18 protein-coding genes are annotated in these 17,766 nt (G+C 39.0%); 12 read left to right on the top strand and 6 right to left on the bottom strand.

Annotation, left to right across the window (positions count from 1 at the left end):
- Positions 1-130 precede the first annotated feature (130 nt).
- On the top strand, positions 131-964 hold the full coding sequence (locus ALPR1_RS03210; RefSeq protein ID WP_237701611.1) for a glycoside hydrolase family 16 protein: 834 nt from the start codon (positions 131-133) through the stop codon (positions 962-964).
- 233 nt (positions 965-1,197) lie between these two features.
- On the opposite strand, the gene ALPR1_RS03215 is transcribed toward ALPR1_RS03210, so the two are convergent.
- Positions 1,198-2,544 (bottom strand): alpha-L-fucosidase, encoded by a 1,347-nt coding sequence (locus ALPR1_RS03215; protein ID WP_008198373.1) that lies wholly within the window; start codon positions 2,542-2,544, stop codon positions 1,198-1,200.
- Positions 2,545-2,683: 139 nt separating this feature from the next.
- Here ALPR1_RS03215 and rpsU point away from each other — a divergent pair, with 139 nt between their 5' ends.
- From rpsU to ALPR1_RS03235, 4 genes are all read left to right on the top strand, one after another.
- Positions 2,684-2,878 (top strand): 30S ribosomal protein S21, encoded by a 195-nt coding sequence (gene rpsU / locus ALPR1_RS03220; protein WP_008198374.1) that lies wholly within the window; start codon positions 2,684-2,686, stop codon positions 2,876-2,878.
- 117 nt (positions 2,879-2,995) lie between these two features.
- Positions 2,996-3,880 carry a tyrosine-type recombinase/integrase gene (locus ALPR1_RS03225; protein ID WP_008198376.1) on the top strand — a complete coding sequence of 295 codons (885 nt, stop codon included), beginning with the start codon at positions 2,996-2,998 and terminating at the stop codon, positions 3,878-3,880.
- 35 nt (positions 3,881-3,915) lie between these two features.
- On the top strand, positions 3,916-4,221 hold the full coding sequence (hpf, locus tag ALPR1_RS03230; protein WP_040303183.1) for a ribosome hibernation-promoting factor, HPF/YfiA family: 306 nt from the start codon (positions 3,916-3,918) through the stop codon (positions 4,219-4,221).
- Between the two features lie 17 nt (positions 4,222-4,238).
- Complete coding sequence (locus ALPR1_RS03235; RefSeq protein ID WP_153231761.1) at positions 4,239-5,798, top strand: ArnT family glycosyltransferase; 1,560 nt, start codon at positions 4,239-4,241, stop codon at positions 5,796-5,798.
- On the opposite strand, the gene ALPR1_RS03240 is transcribed toward ALPR1_RS03235, so the two are convergent.
- A complete protein-coding gene (locus ALPR1_RS03240) occupies positions 5,795-7,471 on the bottom strand; it encodes an ArnT family glycosyltransferase (protein WP_008198382.1) in 1,677 nt (558 codons plus the stop codon). The two genes, ALPR1_RS03235 and ALPR1_RS03240, sit on opposite strands and share 4 nt — an antisense overlap.
- 121 nt (positions 7,472-7,592) lie before the next feature.
- On the opposite strand from ALPR1_RS03240, the gene ALPR1_RS03245 reads away from it, so the two are divergent.
- Positions 7,593-8,534, top strand: coding sequence for a glycosyltransferase family 2 protein (locus ALPR1_RS03245; RefSeq protein ID WP_008198384.1), 942 nt, complete (start codon positions 7,593-7,595; stop codon positions 8,532-8,534).
- Positions 8,535-8,550: 16 nt separating this feature from the next.
- On the top strand, positions 8,551-9,405 hold the full coding sequence (locus ALPR1_RS03250; RefSeq protein ID WP_237701612.1) for a lysylphosphatidylglycerol synthase transmembrane domain-containing protein: 855 nt from the start codon (positions 8,551-8,553) through the stop codon (positions 9,403-9,405).
- Here the strand turns inward: ALPR1_RS03250 and ALPR1_RS03255 are convergent.
- Positions 9,398-9,802, bottom strand: coding sequence for a hypothetical protein (locus ALPR1_RS03255; protein WP_153231762.1), 405 nt, complete (start codon positions 9,800-9,802; stop codon positions 9,398-9,400). The two genes, ALPR1_RS03250 and ALPR1_RS03255, sit on opposite strands and share 8 nt — an antisense overlap.
- Positions 9,803-9,865: 63 nt before the next feature.
- Between ALPR1_RS03255 and pyrF the strand changes: the two genes are divergently transcribed.
- The 5 genes from pyrF to ALPR1_RS03280 all read left to right on the top strand — a co-directional run bounded on the left by pyrF (position 9,866) and on the right by ALPR1_RS03280 (position 14,685).
- Positions 9,866-10,681: an orotidine-5'-phosphate decarboxylase gene (gene pyrF / locus ALPR1_RS03260; protein WP_008198390.1), complete on the top strand. Its 816-nt coding sequence runs from the start codon at positions 9,866-9,868 to the stop codon at positions 10,679-10,681.
- Between the two features lie 98 nt (positions 10,682-10,779).
- Positions 10,780-12,075 carry a DUF2851 family protein gene (locus ALPR1_RS03265; RefSeq protein WP_008198392.1) on the top strand — a complete coding sequence of 432 codons (1,296 nt, stop codon included), beginning with the start codon at positions 10,780-10,782 and terminating at the stop codon, positions 12,073-12,075.
- 55 nt (positions 12,076-12,130) lie between these two features.
- A complete protein-coding gene (locus ALPR1_RS03270; protein ID WP_008198394.1) occupies positions 12,131-12,766 on the top strand; it encodes an acetyltransferase in 636 nt (211 codons plus the stop codon).
- A gap of 93 nt (positions 12,767-12,859) precedes the next feature.
- Positions 12,860-13,834 carry an oxygen-dependent tRNA uridine(34) hydroxylase TrhO gene (trhO, locus tag ALPR1_RS03275; protein WP_008198395.1) on the top strand — a complete coding sequence of 325 codons (975 nt, stop codon included), beginning with the start codon at positions 12,860-12,862 and terminating at the stop codon, positions 13,832-13,834.
- On the top strand, positions 13,831-14,685 hold the full coding sequence (locus tag ALPR1_RS03280) for a nucleoside phosphorylase (protein ID WP_008198396.1): 855 nt from the start codon (positions 13,831-13,833) through the stop codon (positions 14,683-14,685). The genes trhO and ALPR1_RS03280 overlap by 4 nt, the downstream gene beginning before the upstream one ends.
- A gap of 14 nt (positions 14,686-14,699) precedes the next feature.
- On the opposite strand, the gene ALPR1_RS03285 is transcribed toward ALPR1_RS03280, so the two are convergent.
- The 3 genes from ALPR1_RS03285 to ALPR1_RS03295 form a co-directional block, all read right to left on the bottom strand.
- A complete protein-coding gene (locus ALPR1_RS03285; protein ID WP_008198397.1) occupies positions 14,700-14,975 on the bottom strand; it encodes a hypothetical protein in 276 nt (91 codons plus the stop codon).
- A gap of 111 nt (positions 14,976-15,086) precedes the next feature.
- On the bottom strand, positions 15,087-15,716 hold the full coding sequence (locus tag ALPR1_RS03290; protein ID WP_008198398.1) for a response regulator: 630 nt from the start codon (positions 15,714-15,716) through the stop codon (positions 15,087-15,089).
- A complete protein-coding gene (locus ALPR1_RS03295) occupies positions 15,709-17,682 on the bottom strand; it encodes a tetratricopeptide repeat-containing sensor histidine kinase (RefSeq protein ID WP_008198399.1) in 1,974 nt (657 codons plus the stop codon). The genes ALPR1_RS03290 and ALPR1_RS03295 overlap by 8 nt, the downstream gene beginning before the upstream one ends.
- Positions 17,683-17,766: the final 84 nt, after the last annotated feature.

Raw genomic sequence — 17,766 nt, forward strand, 5'->3', positions numbered from 1 at the left:
TCCTTTTAGGTAACGCCTATATCTCATTTTTTAATTGGGACAAAGAGGAGGTCCTTTTGATACTAGTTTTATACTATATTCGGCTATGAAATTTCTCCTTTTTCTCCTTCTTATGTCGACAGCTTTTTTTATGAAAAGTGATTCCCAAAAGTCTCATAAATCCTTTCATGAGGACTTTTCTAAATCAAAATCGAGGTATTTTCACTATGGTTCGACGGGTACAAAAGCCGATTTTAAGTTTAACATGGGAGTAGATTCTCCAACTGATCCAGAAAAGAAAATCCTTTCTTTTAAGCTTGATCCTTTAGATGAAGCTGGCCCAGGTAAAGGCCCAGAAATTATTTCGAAGAAGTTTACTCATTTCGGAACCTATTCCACTCGTTTAAAAGTGCCTGATGTAAAAGATAAACAACCCAATGTCGGTGCAGTTGTAGGGTATTTTACCTATCATGATGATGATCAGGAAGGATTGAGCGAAATCGATTTTGAATGGTTGATTGCAGATCCTAGAATAATCTATGTGGGAACCTGGACAGGTGAGCATGGAAAGCTCCAGCGCATCGGGAGGATAATTAATTTAGCCAAAGGAGAAATTATTGAGACGATTTCCAAGATCAATTATGATGGTGCTCCTACGGCTTTAGAAGGAATGCAAAATATGCCTGAAACAATTCAGGCAATCAAAAATTACGATGCTTCCTCCCAGTTTTATACTTATGGTTTTGATTGGGATAGTGATCGAATGAGATGGTGGATGATCCATCCGGAAACTGCAGATACGGTTACACTTTGGGATTATCAAGGTTCAAAGCTTGGGATTCCGCAGCATGCTTCAAAGTATCGAATGAACTTCTGGCATACCAAAGATTGGGCGGTTGAAGGAAATCCGAATTCCTTGGAAAAACCTAACTTTCCATTTGAATTGGAAATTGACTGGATGGAGTATAGTCCAGAAAAGAACTAGCTAATTCTATAAGTTTGCGAAAAATGAGTCTAGCCAGTTTATAGTTTAAGTCACATTGAAAACCATTGCAGCTGAACGACATCGATCGGAATAAACTTTGATGCCGCTATCAATGTCGAATTTTATAATACATGTCAGTCCGAGCGGAGTCGAGGACCTTTCAATTTTGAAACCCTCGTCACTAAAGTGCTCAGTTTGACAAATCTGTATTTTTAAAACATCTTTTTTACTTATCAATTACTCTCAATTACCTGTCCTTTTTCTCGATAGAGATCTACAGGACCGTCTAATAATACCGCAATTACCGTGATATCCTTGTCATAGACATTGTCAGGAATATCGATGTATTTCATTCCCGGCACTGCGCTCCAGTACATTTTGCCTACTTCTCTGGATTGAAGTTTGGTGCCATTCCCTACGACCCAGACACGCTGGATTTTATTTTTTAGGCCTTTGATCGCTAGAGACTCATTGACTTTGTAGTCTAAGTAGATATATAGGATGGTTTTATCCTTGGAAAGTGTGGTTGGTGCATACACGTGGCCGTCAGGAATACCCGCTTGAGTTTCGTAGATCGCTGACTCATGCTTGGAAGTCCAGCGCCCAAATTCATTAAGGATGTTTACAGCTTCTTCCGGAATCGTTCCGTCAGGCTTTGGTCCAAAATCCATCAATAAATTGCCACCCATGTGAAGACAGTCTACAAAAATACGTAGGAGCTCACTAGGAGATTTATAAGCATGATCATTTCCTTGATAGCCCCAACTATTGTTCATGGTCATGCAAAGCTCCCAATATTCGCTAGCTGGTCTTGTAACCGGAACTCCTTGCTCAGGAGTTTCATAGTCGCCGAAGCCCGGACCAAGTCTAGAATTGATTATGAGATTTGGGTTGTACCCCAATAATTTCTTTTTGAGCTCTGCGCTTCTCCATTCTTCTGGCTTATGTTCCCAGTCCCCGTCAAACCAGTACAAGTCTGGGTTGTATTGCTCGGAGAGTTCACTTAGCTGAGCAAAGTTGAAATCAGTGAATTTCCTGAACCTCTCCGGATCGTTTTTATAGCGATAGGTTTCTCTGGTATTTCTATCGTAATCCGGATGAGACCAATCCAAAACTGAGAAATAGATTCCTTTTTTGATGTCCTCTTTTTCTAAGGCATTCATCAATGGGCCTACCAAGTCTTTTCCTGCTGGAGTTTTTTTCACAACAGAAAGATCCGATTCTTTGGTGTCCCAAAGTGCTACTCCATCATGATGTTTTGCTGTGAGCACTGCGTACTTGGCACCGCTTTGCTTGATTAACTTTGCCCACTTCTCAGGATCATATTTACTGGCAGTAAATCCATCGAGCTGCTTCATGTAATCCTCATAGCTGATGTAATCATTGAAAAAGGACCAGGATTCATCGATTCCATTGACAGAATAAATTCCCCAGTGGATAAAGATCCCAAGTTTGGCATCTTTAAACCATTCCATTTTATCTGGGTTCTCCTGTGAAAATGCTTTGGTAGATCCTAAAAAAAAGAATAGAATAATGCATCCTGCAGCAAGGATACTTTTGAGTTTAGTAGAGGTATTCACGTTTTAATAGTTATTGGGATTTAAAATTAGGTATTTCGCCCTAATAATCAATAATCATGGTATCCGTTTATTTGAAAGTCTGGTATTGTTTTTAAAATAATATCCATACCTTTGCAGTCGCGAAAGGAGGTGTAAAAATATGATCGTAGTTAACGTAAAAGAGAACGAATCTATCGAAAAAGCGCTAAAGCGTTTTAAAAAGAAGTTTGATAAGACTGGTGCAGTCAGAGAACTTAGAGCTAGACAAGCGTTCACAAAACCTTCTGTTAAAAGAAGAGCACAGGTCATCAAAGCGGCTTACAAGCAGCATCTTCAAGAAGAAGCTAACAAGTAATCAGCAATGACTTAAAAATATAGCGTACTCTCTGAAAAGAGGGTACGCTTTTTTTGTGACTACAATTACCAAGAATCCCTATTTTTTCATGTAACTTGATAAGAGTAAATCCGATTCATGATCGACTCGTTTATAAATTATTTAGAATTTGAGAAAAAGTCCAGCAGCCATACGGTGCTTGCTTACAGGAAGGACTTGGAGCAATTTCTTGAGTTTGTATCAGTTTCCTTCGGCGAGGAGGATATTTTGTTTGTTGGCCATTCTGAAATTAGGGCTTGGGTAATCGATTTAGTAGAGAACCAGCTGAGTACCACTACGGTAAACAGAAAGATCGCTACCCTGCGTTCTTATTATAAGTTTTTGCTTCGTTCCAGAGTGATTTCAAAGGACCCGACTTACAAGTTAAAAAGCCTTAAAAACCCAAAAAAACTTCCTGAATTTTTGCAAGAATTGACCATCTCTTCCGTTCTAGAAGAAAGCGTTTACGAGGAAAATTTCGAAGGTCAAAGAGACAAAATGGTTTTGGAATTTCTTTACCTCACCGGAGTCAGACTTTCGGAATTGACTGGATTAAAATGGGGAGATATTAATCTCTCTGAAAAAGTTGTTAAAGTATTAGGGAAGCGTAAAAAAGAAAGAATTATTCCACTCACAAATGGCCTTGCCCGAAATATCATTTCGTATCAAAAAGTATTTGAAGAAAGGTTTTCAAAAGTAAGCCAAAGTGACTATTTTATTGTGAGCAATAACGGAAAGCCAAGTTACCCTATGATGATATATCGTGTAGTCCGAAAATACTTGGACATTTTTGCACAGACTTCCAAGCGTAGCCCTCATGTGTTACGTCATACTTTTGCAACTCACTTATTAAATAAAGGAGCAGATCTTAACGCTGTAAAAGATTTGCTCGGCCATTCCAATCTTGCGGCAACGCAAGTTTACACTCACAATTCATTAGAAAAACTCAAGGCTGTGTTTGAACAGGCACACCCTAAAGCGTAAATAAATTATTGTTCAACCATTAAATGCAAATCAATATGAAACTGCAGATGCACTCAATCCACTTCGATGCTGATCGAAAATTGATCGATTTTATTCAGAAAAAAGCAGACAAGCTGGACACCTATTATGATAGGATCATAGATGGGGAGGTTTTTATGAGGCTCGACAAAAATGATAACAACATGAACAAGGTTGTCGAAATTAAGCTCAATGTGCCGGGGAAGCAGTTCTTTGCAAAACATCAAACAGATTCGTTTGAAGGGGCCGCGGATGAAGCAATCGAGGGATTAAGAAGACAGATCAAAAAATACAAAGAGAAAGTAGTGCTGGTCAGGCAGTAATTAAACCCAAATTCTAATTGAAACCCTCGGAACTCCGAGGGTTTTTCTTTTTCTTGCCAGTCATTTCTATGTGGGCAAAATTTTCATACCGAACTACTTTCTGGATCGCAAGTTTAGCGATCGTACTCGTTAAAATTATTTTTCTGTTTCGGCCTGAAATTGACCTGTTTACCGAAGAGGCTCAATACTGGCTTTGGTCCCGCAATTTGGCTTGGCATTATTATTCAAAGCCCCCATTGGTGGCTTATCTTAATCTCATTACTACCTCCGTTTTTGGAATCACGGAATTTGCAGTACGGTTTAATGCAACTGCCTTTGGATTGGGAACCGCATGGATCGCCTATCGATTCGGGACTTATTTATTTAATCCCAAAGTAGGTTTTTGGGCAGCAATGATCCTCCAGGCTATGCCATTTTGGTGGCTAATATCTACGTTTCATACCACAGATTCTTCCGTAACTTTCTTCTGGTCTCTTTCTATTTATATGCTTTACCGAGGGATTAATGAAGAGCAAAGGAAATGGTGGATAATCGCGGGCCTTTCAGCAGCTTTAGGTTTGATGGCAAAAGTGGTTATGGTCCTAATATTTCCATTGATCTTTCTTTTCTTACTGCAGGCAAAAACCCTCAAAAAGCATAGTAAGAATTTAGTGATTTTCACTTTGGTTTCCTTCCTCGGCTTTATTCCGGTTTTGGTTTGGAACTTTGAAAACAATTTTGACACCTTTAAGCATATTGCGAACCTCGCAGGAGCTGGAGAAGGAGAGTCAAAACCATTTGATTTTGGAGCCGCTATGCTACAGTTTTTAGCATATCTAGGTGGTCAATTGGCGATGTTTTCCATTTTTTTACTACCACTCGTTTTTGCTTCACTTAGCAAACTTTTTAAACCTTTAAGCCAGATAAAAATTTACTTGCTACTCCCAGTAGCTGCTACTTTTATGGCTTTTGGAGCACTTAGCTTTTTGACAGAAGCTTTGGTGAACTGGCCTATTTTTACCTACATGACCTTTTCCGTTTTTATTAGTTCATGGCTGGTGAATCAAACAGGTGCTTGGCTTAAATGGAGGAATTGGGGAATTGCTGTCAGCCTTGCTTTTCCTTTATTGCTATTGCTTCCGGATTTTACATTTATCAAATCCATACCTGCAGTTAAAAAGGGGGAAATGGCTGCATTTAAAAGGATGTCTGGCTATGAACCATTGGCAAATCGGATAGAGTTTTTAAAAGATAGTCTTTCCCTGAAAGAAGAATTCATCTTTTCTGATACTTACCATATGGCATCGGAGCTTTCGTTTTACCTGGAAGGAAATCCACAGACCTTTATGGTTAATATGGGGTCTAGAAAAAATCAGTTTGACCTATGGGAGGGAATGGAGCAGTTTGTGGGGCAGGAAAATGTAGGAATCTTTGTCAGTTGGAATTACGATAGCCCAGGAGATTTTGCCCGTTTCGATTCATTGCTTTATGAAGAGAGCTTCCCGATTGCATTCAGAGGAGAACCCTTTCGGGTAGCGAAAATTCAAGTATGGAAGAATTTAAGTGATTTCAACCCATACCAGCCAGAAACCTACTAGTTCTGCTTTCTTTCTAGCCAGTAATAAATCTTACCATTCTCTTTGACGAGTTCAGGGAACCCCGACTGATTTACTTGCTGGATTAAATACGGAATCTTTTTCGAATCCCAGTTAATAGACGCTACCTCGATTGTGTATGAATCGGATTGAAATTCAGGTAGGAAATCATCCTCAACAATGAGTTTAGAAAAGTGTGAAGCTTTTACTAAGATTTCTTCTTGGGTCAGGTTTTTCTCACCTGTAATGTCGGTCATGTAAAAATCAGGGCCTAAACCGATCCTAATCTTGCTGCTGACATGAATATTTCCAATAAAGCCGATTTCATCTGAAGGTTTGATTTGATTGGTTTTAACAAAATCTGCTAGCTGAGAGCCTTGATCTGGAAGAGAGATTTTAAGTGTTCCTATAGAAAGGGTAAAAAAGATCAGTAAGATTGAATAGCTAAGGGCTTTGGGAAGTTTCTTGTTAGACAATGTCAAGCGTAGAAGGTAGAGCCAAACCAAAGCTGCAAAGACGACTTGAAAATACACCCAAATACCGCTGCCTAGATTTATATTGATCCATAGGCCTAAAGCAATCAAAATCAGATTGAGAAGTAAGAAGACAGCGATAGCGATTTTTAATCCTAGTTTCTTAAACTCTAGGCCTGCTCTATGCAAATTCCATCCTAAAAATACCGCCACAACGGGAGCAACTGGTAATAAATAGCGTTCATAAAATTTAGCCGTCATGGCACCCATCGCTACGATACCCAAACCCCAAATTAATGCAAATAAGAAGAAGGCCTTATTTTCGTTCCAAGTAGTTTTTAAGGTCTTTTTCAGTTTGGCCGTGGCAAATAAAAGCCAAGGAAGAAAGACCGCTAAAAGGGTGAAAAAAGCGATCGTTCCATTCTTTAAAATTAACCAGATTCTTGCTTGAACTCTGTTGCCCACCTGGTCGGATAAAAAGCTATCCAGATAGGTTGGCCCGTGAATTTTCCACATGGCCACGAACCAGAACAGCCCGATGAATAAAGAAAGTATTAAAGCAGGAAAATGAAAAAGTGTTTTAAGATGGATTTTTTGCCATGGGTTTGAAATTAGAAAGATAAATCCAAGCCCTCCTAAAGCGAGGGCTGGTAATCCTTTTACTTCGAATGCTAATGCTAAACTTAAATAAAGAATCCAGAGGAATTTTTTAGGGACTTTATCTCCATATCGAATAAGGCCTGCAAAGCCAATAGCACTGGCAGTCATGGTTAATCCCAATAAAACATCAGGTATAGACCTAGTGGCAGCAAAAATCAATACAGGGTTTGAAGCGATGATTAAAGCGGAAATTCCAGCAACTTTCTTATTCTCAAAAAGTACTTTGGAAAGCAGATAAGTCAAGCCAACAGTCAAAGCACCAGCAATCAGGAAAAAGATCCTAGAGGAAAATGCGCTTACTCCAAATAGCTTAAAACCTGCAAGTACCACCCAATAGGTGCCAATTGGTTTTCTAAACCTTAACTCTCCATTGCCAAGGTAGGTGGTAAGATAGTCTCCATTTTGAAGCATTTTCACAGCGGCATCGCTGTAGTACATTTCATCTGGGAAATGCATGTGGAAATTTAAGGCAAATGGTCCCACCAGCAATGTAAAGACCGCCATGATTACCCAAGGATTGATTTGAGCTTCTTTCAGAGACATGCTGCAAAGATATACTGATTGCTCATTGTCTCATCAATTTTATAGTTTGGAAGACCATGTCTAGGTGTAGATTTTTGTCGTAGGATTTAATTTCATGTATTTTTGTCCAAATTTAACAAGCATGAGTAAGCCATTACTATCTGTCGTTATAACCATCTATAATGAGCAGGACAATATCAAGCCTTTATTAGAAGCGACCTACGAATCCCTAAATGGGATGGATTATGAAGTGATTTTAATAGAAGATGGATCCACAGATGGTACCGTTTCGGAGGTAAAGAAATATGCCAATGAACGTACGAAGCTGATTATTTTTAATCGGAACTATGGGCAGACCACTGCTCTAGCCGCCGGGATTGATATGGCGATAGGAGAATATATTGCCACTATGGATGGTGACCTTCAAAACGATCCTAGCGATTTGCCAGTAATGCTTAAAAAGGCAATGGATGAAGAATGGGATGTGGTTGCCGGACGTAGAGCGAATCGACAAGATGGCTTTGTGCTTCGAAAAATTCCAAGTAAGATCGCAAACTGGATTATACGAAATACCACGAAAGTTTACTTAAAAGATTACGGTTGTACACTAAGAGTATATAAAGCTGAAATCGCACAAGGAATGGGATTGTATGGAGAGCTCCATCGCTTTATTCCAGTGTTGGCGAAGCAGCAAGGTGCTTCCATGACGGAGATGGATGTGAAGCACCACCCTAGAATCCATGGAGAGTCAAAGTACGGTTTGAGCAGAACCTTTAAGGTTTTGGCAGATCTGATTTTGATGTTGTTTTTTCAGAAATACTTCCAAAGACCCATTCACCTTTTTGGTGGGATAGGAATCGTATCATTTATGATAGGGATGCTGATCAACTTTTACCTATTGATCTTAAAACTCTTAGGAGAGGATATTTGGGGAAGGCCTATCATGATTCTCGGGATAGTTCTGGTCTTAGGTGGAATCCAGTTTATAACCACAGGAATCATAGCTGAGATTATCGTAAGAACCTATTTCGAGTCACAAAACAAAAAAACCTATACTATCAAATCTGTATTCCAAGGTGAATAAAAAGTTGCTAAAAACCTTGTTAAAGCTAGTTCTGACTGGGCTAGCCATTTATCTGGTTTTTCGCAAAGTAGATACCTCACAGCTTTGGGAGATTGCTCAGTCCATTCATTGGGCATGGCTTGTCCCTGCGGTTTTACTTTTTGTAATCAGTAAAGTATTTACTTCGGTTAGGTTAAACCTGTACTATCAGGTGCTCGGACTTACCATATCCGAAATGAAAAACTGGAAGCTGTATTTGATTGGAATGTTTTATAACCTTTTTCTTCCGGGAGGAATCGGTGGGGATGGTTATAAAGTTTATTTGTTGAATAAAAGCTTCAAAACCCCTGTTAAATCCCTAATTCAAGCTTCTTTATTAGATCGTTTGGGTGGTCTGGTAGCCATCGTTTTTTTACTGCTGCTGCTTGTTCTGCCCGTGGATTTGACCTTGCCATTTGAATCTGAGATTCCGTGGGAAATTTTGGTTGGGGTATTAGCTTGCTTGGTGTTGCCTGGCTTTTGGCTTGTTCAAAAGTTGTTCTTTAAGGAGTTTTTGCCAGTGTATTGGAAAGGAAATGGCTTGTCGTTTTTAGGGCAGTTGTCACAGTTGATTTGTGCTTGGTTTATTTTGAAAGCCCTAGGCGTGGACGGTAATTTCTTAGCCTACCAATTAGTATTCTTACTCTCTTCAATTGTTTCAGTCTTGCCTTTGACAATTGGTGGAGTAGGAGCAAGGGAACTGGTTTTTATTTATGCTCATGGATACGCAGGGATCGATGAAGCCATTGCAGTAGCTTTCAGTTTGATCTTTTTTATAATAACGGCAGCAGTGTCTTTAATTGGCGCTGGATTGAAAGTGGAGTTTCAGGAAGATTTGAAAGAGACTAATTAGGGTCTACTTTTTCTAGAATTGCATGGTAGGGAAAGTAAAATTGACCTTCGCCTTTTGTGATTTGCCATTCTAATTGTTTTTCCTTTGGATTGTATGCTATGGTAAGCTGTGATTTTTTTCCAGAATACGCACTTTGAATCGTCCCAATCCACAGATTTTCGGATTCCTGGTTTAAGAAAATTGATAGCTCTTCAGCACAGTCTATTCGGCCACCGTTGTAGTATGTGCCACAATGCGATCCTTCTAAATCAAATGCTTTGGAGCTGCTTTGAATGAGTTGAATGCTAAATGATCTATCGGAAGGATTTTGAGCCCATTCCCAATTTCCCGAGAGGTTTTGCCCAAAGCCCGAAAAGGCAAGGGATAATTGAAGAATGAACCAAGCAAGAACCTTCATAATTGAAATTTCCCAAAAATAGCTAAACTGCATTTCTTACCTTTGTGCCAAATCAGAAAATTCATGACAAAAGCCGAGCTATTTTCCCAGATTAAGAAAAAATCATCCTTTTTATGTGTAGGCCTAGATGCGGATATCAATAAGATTCCAAAACATTTATTAAAAGAAAAAGATCCAATATTTTCCTTTTGTAAAGAGATTATTGAGGAGACAGCGGATTTTGCCGTAGCCTATAAACCAAACATTGCATTTTTTGAAGCTTTGGGAACTGAAGGTTGGGAGACGCTACAGAAAGTATTAGAGTTAATTCCAAAGGAGATTTTCACGATTGCTGATGCCAAGCGTGGAGATATTGGGAATACTTCTAAGTTGTATGCCAAAGCATTTTTTGAAAAGATGGATTTTGATTCAGTCACAGTTGCCCCTTACATGGGGGTAGATAGTGTGACTCCTTTTTTAGAATTTGATGAGAAGTGGGTGATTCTTCTTGCATTGACCTCCAATGCCGGCTCAATGGATTTTCAGTTGATCAAGGATGAGCAAGGAAAGCCTTTGTATCAGACTGTATTGGAGAAAAGCCAATCTTGGGGCTCTGATGAAAATATGATGTATGTGGTAGGAGCCACTAGAGGAGAACTGATTGGGGAAGTAAGAAAAGTTGTTCCTGACCACTTTTTCTTGGTTCCAGGTGTGGGTGCTCAAGGAGGAAGTTTATCTGAAGTAGCAAAATATGGGATGAACTCTACCTGTGGTTTATTGGTGAACTCTAGCCGTGGGATTATTTATGCTTCTGAAGGGACTGATTTTGCCAAAGTTGCCAGAAAGGAATCTGAAAAGCTTCAGATTGAAATGAAGGACTTGTTGGAAAAGTACCTTTAAGAACCATTCGATTTTAAGAAATTCGAAGCCAGCTTATTGCTGGCTTTTTTTATTTTTAACTTTTTCTTATTTTGAATAAGTTTTTAGGTTGATTTTTTATGGATTTTAAAGAGGATTTTTTACAACTCGTCTGGAAGTACCAGTATTTTGATAAAAAGGGACTTCAATCGGTGGCGGGAGAAAAAGTGTCAGTGATTCAAATAGGCTTTCATAATCTAGGAGAAGGTCCAGATTTTCTTGACTCAGTCATAGAAGTAGATGGAGTCAAGTTACATGGTCATGTGGAGGTGCATAAATTTGCTTCGGATTGGAAAAATCATGCTCATGGAAATAATCCCGCGTATAATTCGGTCATACTTCATGTGGTCTGGGAAAATGATCAAAAAGTAGATAGGAATGATGGCACTAGTATGCCTACCCTGGAGCTCAAAGGAAAGATATTTTTAAATGTGTGGAGGAATTATGAGAAATTGCTCGATTACCAAGCAGACCTTCCATGTGCCTATGCGGTTCGAAATGTCCCTGAGATAGTCAGGTTTTCTTCCTTGGAAAAGGCCTTGGTGGAGCGATTACATGAAAAGTCTGAATTGATTTTGAAACTACTGGAGGAGTCTAAAGGTGATTGGGAGGAGACTGCCTATCAATGGCTCTTCACTTGTTTTGGATTTAAGACCAATGCAACTCCTATGTTGACCTTGTCAAAGAAGGTCCCTTACAAAATCCTCCAAAAGCATCGGAATCAGCTAGGGCATTTGGAAGCACTCCTCTTTGGTCAAGCAGGTTTATTGCCTAAAGAATCTGAGGAGCCCTACGTGCAATATTTAATCAAGGAGTTTGATTTTTTTCAGAAAAAATACCGGTGGAACAATTCCATGACTCGACAGGAGTGGTCATTTATGGGTGCAAGACCGAGTAATTTTCCTTCCCTGAGAATTGCTCAATTGGCTGCGATTTTGTCAAAAGCTCCAAGTCTATTTCAAGTGGTAATGGAAGAATCTAAAGACTTCATTTCATTCAAGAAAATCCTCCAAGTGGGGCCAAGTGACTATTGGAAGTATCATTTTTCATTTGGAAAATCGGCTTCGAAACAGGTTTCAAAAGGTGTTTCCAGTACAGCGCTACAACTTCTAATAATTAATTATGTCACTCCACTTTGGTTTGCCTATGGGAGATATTTCCAACAAAGTGAATGGCAAGAAAGATGCTTTGACCTACTTCAGGAAATTCCTTCAGAGAAGAATAATATCATCCGGAAATTTCAAAACGTTCATTGGCAAGCATCCAATTCTTTTGACACCCAAGGTATGATCGGGCTTTACAAAAATTATTGCCAGGCAAAAAAGTGCCTTCAATGTAAAATTGCCCAAAGCCTGATTAAGTCAGAAAGCGAATGATTTTTGTGTAAGCTCATGAATTCCTGTATTTTTGCACTCCGAAAAGGCAAAAACTATGGATAAACCAGTAATTATTTTGGGCGCAACAGGGATAGCTCAGTCAGCACTTGAAATATTTAATAGCAACCAAGTCATGGTCTATGGATTCCTTGATGAGGATGAAAGCATGCACGGTACCGAGATTAATACAGTTTCAGTATTGGGGAACCCTGAGGATGATGGCTTTCTGAAATTGATAGGCAAGAAGTCTGAGGCGTTTGTAGCGGTAGATGATGTCAAGTACAGAAAGTATTTGGTAAAGATGCTCAATGAGAAAAGAAAGGTTCAGCCGGTTAATGCTATTCATAATACAGCCAATATCTCTACCGATGCCGTGATAGGACATGGTAATTTTATCAATGCAAGAGTGGTAATTGGAACTGGAGCTGAAATTGGCCAACACTGTATCTTCCATACCGGAGCGATAATAGATTATAAAGCTAAACTGGGAGATTTTGTGCAGGTGGGAGCTGGTTCTGTGATCAATTCCGAAGTGACGGTTGAAGAAGGAGCCTTTATTGGTTCTGGTGTTACCATTGTTTCAGGAGTAAAAATTGGTAAAAATGCACGAATTGGAGCTGGGTCTGTGGTGATCGCCTCTGTAGGTGATAATGAAACTGTTTTTGGGAACCCTGCTCAAAAAGTAAAGTAGAACACCATCAATAAAAGGAAATCAATACTTAAGGTTTTCTTCAATATATTTATATCAAATTCTAAAACACCCTGCCGAAACAGGGCTCAAGTTATGGAAGCAAACAATTATAACATCCTCCTTTATTACTGCTACGCAAAAATTGATAATCCGGAGGAATATCGAGAGCAGCACCACTTATTTTGTGTAGAAAACAATATCCGCGGTCGTGTCATTATTTCTGACGAAGGCCTAAACGGTACTGTTTCAGGTCTTAAGGAAGACTGTGAAAAGTACATGGAATTTGTTCATGGAGATCCACGCTTTGCCAAAACAGAATTTAAAATTGACGCGCACGACAAGCATGCGTTTACCAAAATTCACGTTAGGTATAAGCCGGAAATTGTGCACTCTTCTTTAAGACATTTGGATCCCAATGTCAAAACAGGAAAACATCTTGACCCGGAGGAATTCCGAAAATTGAAAGATCAGGAAGATGTGGTAATCTTGGACGTCCGTTCTAATTACGAACATGAGCTAGGTCGTTTTAAAAATGCATTAACTCTTGACATTGATAACTTTAGAGACTTTCCTGAGAGAGTAAAGGAGCTTGAACATCTAAAAGGAAAGAAAGTACTGACTTACTGTACTGGAGGAATTAAATGTGAAAAAGCTTCGGCTTACCTTTTGGAACAAGGGTTTGAAGATGTATACCAATTGCATGGGGGAATTATCAAATATGGCAAAGAAGCCGGAGGAGAAGACTTTGAGGGGAAATGCTATGTGTTTGATAATAGAATCGCTGTAGACGTTAATCAGGTAAATCCAAAGGTTGTCTCTGCTTGCCATGTTTGTGGAACAAAATCCGATAGAATGGTTAACTGTGCCAATCCAACATGCAATGCCCACCTTCCAATTTGTGAAGAGTGCGGATGGAAAATGGAAGGAACCTGCTCGGAGGAATGCAAAGAGAATCCAGAGAAAAGAGAATATGATGGTACTGGGTATTATCAAAAAAACACCAACGGCTATAATCCTTACAAAGGATTGAAGCGCAGCTCGAAAACAGATCAAATTCAAAAAGTGTGAGCCGACTGATTCCAGAATCTGAACTTATTCTTAATGAGGATGGAAGCATCTATCATTTACATTTGAAGCCAGAAAATCTGGCTTCACTTGTTTTTACAGTTGGAGATCCAGATCGAGTGGATTTGGTCTCACAGTATTTTGATCAAATTGATTTCAAAACCCGAAAGAGAGAGTTTGTTACACATACCGGTTGGATCAATGGACAGCGAGTGACTGTGATGAGCACGGGTATGGGAACGGATAATATCGAGATCTTAATGACTGAGCTAGATGCTTTAGTCAATATTGATTTAGAGACCAGAAAAGTCAAAGAAAATCATACTGCTCTTAAAATTATTAGGTTAGGAACATCGGGTGCCATGCAGTCTGATATCCCTGTTGGTTCCTTACTAGCTTCAGAAAAAGCTGTGGGAATGGACACCTTGATGCAGTTTTATGACAGCGAGGGTTTCCCTCAAAGCTGGGGAGATAGTGTCCGAGAAGTATTGAATGTAGGTTTTACTCCTTATGAAGTCGAAGGCAGTTCAATGCTTCTTCAAAAACTTGATGCCAGTTTTTCAAGAGGGATCACACTGACCAGTCCGGGCTTTTATGCTCCTCAAGGCAGAGAAGTCAGGCTGAAACCCAAAATTGACCAAATGATAGAAAAGTTAGCGGCTCTTGAAGTTGATGGAAGTAGGCTGACTAACTTTGAAATGGAGACAGCTGGGTATTATTGTATGGGGAAATTACTTGGGCATGAGGTGTTGAGTCTAAATGCCATTGTAGCTAATAGAATCACTCAGGAATTTGATAAAGAGGCTGCAAAAACCGTGGACTTACTTATCCGCACAGCTCTGAAGTTGTTCTGAAAAAGTGATCACCCTTACGCTGAATACCTTTTGCTGGCATTTTGATCTCTCATATTGAATTCTTCCCATTCATTGAAGTCCACGGCCATCAGTAGTTCACTGATGAATTCACTACATTCTTGTTTGCAGAGGTAAACTCCAAATAAGCCTTCTGACTTATTGACTAAAAAAGCTCGGTTACTTCCAAACTGCTGTGCAATATCGTTCCAGCTGGCAAGTACCAATAATTCATCCCGATTTTTAATCGTCTGAATAATTTTAAATGTTCCTTTTCGGCTAGATATCTTCATGAGAAAAAAAGTTGGTTTATTATAAATCTCTTTTCAAAACTAGTCCTAAAAGCTGCCGAACTCAATACGTAGAAACACGTATTTTTCACCCTAATTAAAATAAAAAGAGAACTAATTAATGATTTCTCGGTTTTTTTGGGCCCACAATAACAGGGAGTTATGTTTTTTCTCAAGATTTAACTTTGAAATCATATTGCTTCGATGTTTGTCCACCGTTCGCTCCGAAATAAAAAGTTTCTCTGCAATTTGTTTGGTAGATTCTCCTTGGGCGATAAGCCGTAGGATTTTCTTTTCAGATGGTGTCAGTGGACTGCTTTCTGTTTTTAAAGTGTCTGATTCTTGATTTTTGAAGATGGTTTCGCTAAAAAATGTTTTTCCTGCCAAGATTGAATCTATCGCTTGGGAGACTTCTCCTAAAGCAAATTCCTTAAGTATGTAGCCAGATAGATTTAACTCCTTTGCCTGATTGTATAGATACATCTCCTTATGTAGAGTCAACAAAATAATTTTTGTTGGCAATGCTCTTTTTTTACATTCCGAGGCTATTTCCAAGCCTGTCATGTTTGGCATTTCCAGATCCAGTATCGCTAGTTGAGGTTTGTGTTTGATGATTTGGTTCAAGGCATCTTGCCCATCTGTGGAAGTGGCTAAAACATCAATTTCCTGCTCCAACAAAAAGTCTTTTAAACCTTTTAGCAAGAGTGGGTGATCATCTGCTATTACGATTGTGGTCTTAGACATAGGTGATAAAACTTAAACTGGTTCCGTTTCCTTTATGGCTTGTGACTTTCATGCTTCCTTGAATAGAAGCAATTCTTTCTTTTAGGGTTTTTAGACCCAGACTTTGGAAGTCGTTTAACTTTTCCGAAAAATCAAACCCTTTTCCATTGTCTTCAATTTTCATTTCCACTCCAACTGAGGTTTTACGAAAGATAACTCTAAGTGCACTTGCCTCTGAGTGTTTCAAAACATTATTAATAGACTCCTGGAGAATTCTATAAAGTTGCAGTTCTTTTTCTTTGCTTAAGACACCATTTAAATCCTCAATTTCTGAGGAGACAAAAATGTCTGTTTCATTATCAATTTGGTCAAGTAAATGCGTCGCCGCTTTACTTAAACCTAGCTTTTCCAGTTGCATTGGGTGCAAGGATCTCGCTATGGCCCTTAATTCACTAATTGCTGTATCCAGCAGCTCTCCCGTTCCCACATCATCCTGAGTGAGAGCGATCTTGTTTTTGATTAATAATAGACTTTGTCCTAGCCCATCATGTAAGTCTTTTGATATACGTACTCTTTCAGCCTCTTGGTTTTTTAGCAACTCCTGCGAGAAATGGGCTTGAAGTTCTTTCTGTTTCTTTTGGTATTGATAGTTTTTCCATAGAAATATAAAAGCTCCTAGACCGATCAAAATAACAGCAAATACTCCTATGACCCGCATTCTGGTCTTGTTTCGTTGGCGTACGGTCTCTAGCTCTAGATTTTTTGCCAATAGCTCACGCTCTTTCTTTTCTGTTTCGTAAAGCGTTTGATAATAAGAAAAAGTTGTTGCCTTGTTGACGGTAAAAAGTGAGTCTTTATAAAAAGTCAGGTTTTTTAGAGCCTCTAGAGCATCCTTCGGTTGGTTCATCTCCGTGTAGGTTTCAAACAAGAGCTCGTAAGATCGAATAAGATGATCCATATTTCCAGAAGCTTTAGCAGACTCCAAAGATTCCTTTGCAAGCTCATTGGCTAGCCTGATATTTCCGGTGTTTTTAGCTAAAAGAGCCCTGGATTTCAAATAAGTAGGGTTGGATAATTGAAGGTCAGGAGCTTTTTCTGCAAGCGCTTTAGCTTCCAAAAAGGTTTTTTCCTGAGATTCTATCATCCCCTGTTCTCCATAAGCACTGCTAAGAGCTAGCTTTATCATAGCTTCCACATAATAATTTCTTTCATCAAAAGGAGTCAATGAATCAGCTTTTTGTAGCACTAATAACTGATCATCAAACTTTTTTTGCTTTCTGAAGTCATTTGCCTTGTTGTATAATTGGATACTTAGGTCATAGTTTTCACCGGCTTTTTCAGCCTTTTCAATTAAAATATCACGGATTTCCTCTGCCTCATCAAATAGTTCATACTTACTATATAATATGGCCATGCCCCCATAGACATAATCGACATAAGCTTCGTTACCTAATGCCTCATAAATCTTTTGTGCTTCCTGGTAATCGTTCATTCCATCGATAAGATTCCCTTGGTAATCTCTGGCTTGACCTCGAAAGAAATACGAATCTGCAATGAGAAGGGAGTCATTTTGCTCAAATCGATCCAATGCAGCAGAATATTCCATGATAGCGGAGTCATACTGATTGAGGTTAAAGTAGGCACCTGCAAGTTTCAGGTGGAGTTCACCTTTGATCGTAGTGCTTTCAATCTTATCCTCATAGGAGATTGCCTCATGAAGTACACTTTTTCTTTTTTCAGGAGAAATAACGTCGTAGTGAGGGTGTCCAAATGCTTCAATAGCATAGTTTCCCAAATCATCATAGGCTTGCGCAGCCTTGGCTTCAGGGAAGATCTTTTTTAAAGTGACTCCATATAATGAGTCACCATAATCCAATTCTGATAGGCTTTCGATAAGCTCATTAAGGTTTTGGGGATTTGATTGAGAAAAAGTGAAAGAGTATATACCAAATAAGAGGCTTGTCAGAAATAAAGCTTTTCTAATCATTTTTAAATATAAAAGTTAAACGGCAATCAATGGAAATGAAAAAGAGATTGAAATCTAAAATTAGCCCCAAAATTGATTTATTAC

Origin of the sequence: Algoriphagus machipongonensis (genome assembly GCF_000166275.1) — a bacterium.
Classification (GTDB): domain Bacteria; phylum Bacteroidota; class Bacteroidia; order Cytophagales; family Cyclobacteriaceae; genus Algoriphagus; species Algoriphagus machipongonensis.

What these genes read in the sequence shown, in the direction of transcription:
- ALPR1_RS03210 (WP_237701611.1), top strand. Translation starts at nt 131, where the DNA reads ATGAAAAGTGATTCCCAAAAGTCTCATAAATCCTTTCATGAGGACTTT.
- rpsU (WP_008198374.1), top strand. Translation starts at nt 2,684, where the DNA reads ATGATCGTAGTTAACGTAAAAGAGAACGAATCTATCGAAAAAGCGCTA.
- ALPR1_RS03225 (WP_008198376.1), top strand. Translation starts at nt 2,996, where the DNA reads ATGATCGACTCGTTTATAAATTATTTAGAATTTGAGAAAAAGTCCAGC.
- hpf (WP_040303183.1), top strand. Translation starts at nt 3,916, where the DNA reads ATGAAACTGCAGATGCACTCAATCCACTTCGATGCTGATCGAAAATTG.
- ALPR1_RS03240 (WP_008198382.1), bottom strand. Translation starts at nt 7,471, where the DNA reads ATGTCTCTGAAAGAAGCTCAAATCAATCCTTGGGTAATCATGGCGGTC.
- ALPR1_RS03245 (WP_008198384.1), top strand. Translation starts at nt 7,593, where the DNA reads ATGAGTAAGCCATTACTATCTGTCGTTATAACCATCTATAATGAGCAG.
- ALPR1_RS03255 (WP_153231762.1), bottom strand. Translation starts at nt 9,802, where the DNA reads ATGAAGGTTCTTGCTTGGTTCATTCTTCAATTATCCCTTGCCTTTTCG.
- pyrF (WP_008198390.1), top strand. Translation starts at nt 9,866, where the DNA reads ATGACAAAAGCCGAGCTATTTTCCCAGATTAAGAAAAAATCATCCTTT.
- ALPR1_RS03265 (WP_008198392.1), top strand. Translation starts at nt 10,780, where the DNA reads ATGGATTTTAAAGAGGATTTTTTACAACTCGTCTGGAAGTACCAGTAT.
- ALPR1_RS03270 (WP_008198394.1), top strand. Translation starts at nt 12,131, where the DNA reads ATGGATAAACCAGTAATTATTTTGGGCGCAACAGGGATAGCTCAGTCA.
- trhO (WP_008198395.1), top strand. Translation starts at nt 12,860, where the DNA reads ATGGAAGCAAACAATTATAACATCCTCCTTTATTACTGCTACGCAAAA.
- ALPR1_RS03285 (WP_008198397.1), bottom strand. Translation starts at nt 14,975, where the DNA reads ATGAAGATATCTAGCCGAAAAGGAACATTTAAAATTATTCAGACGATT.
- ALPR1_RS03290 (WP_008198398.1), bottom strand. Translation starts at nt 15,716, where the DNA reads ATGTCTAAGACCACAATCGTAATAGCAGATGATCACCCACTCTTGCTA.
- ALPR1_RS03295 (WP_008198399.1), bottom strand. Translation starts at nt 17,682, where the DNA reads ATGATTAGAAAAGCTTTATTTCTGACAAGCCTCTTATTTGGTATATAC.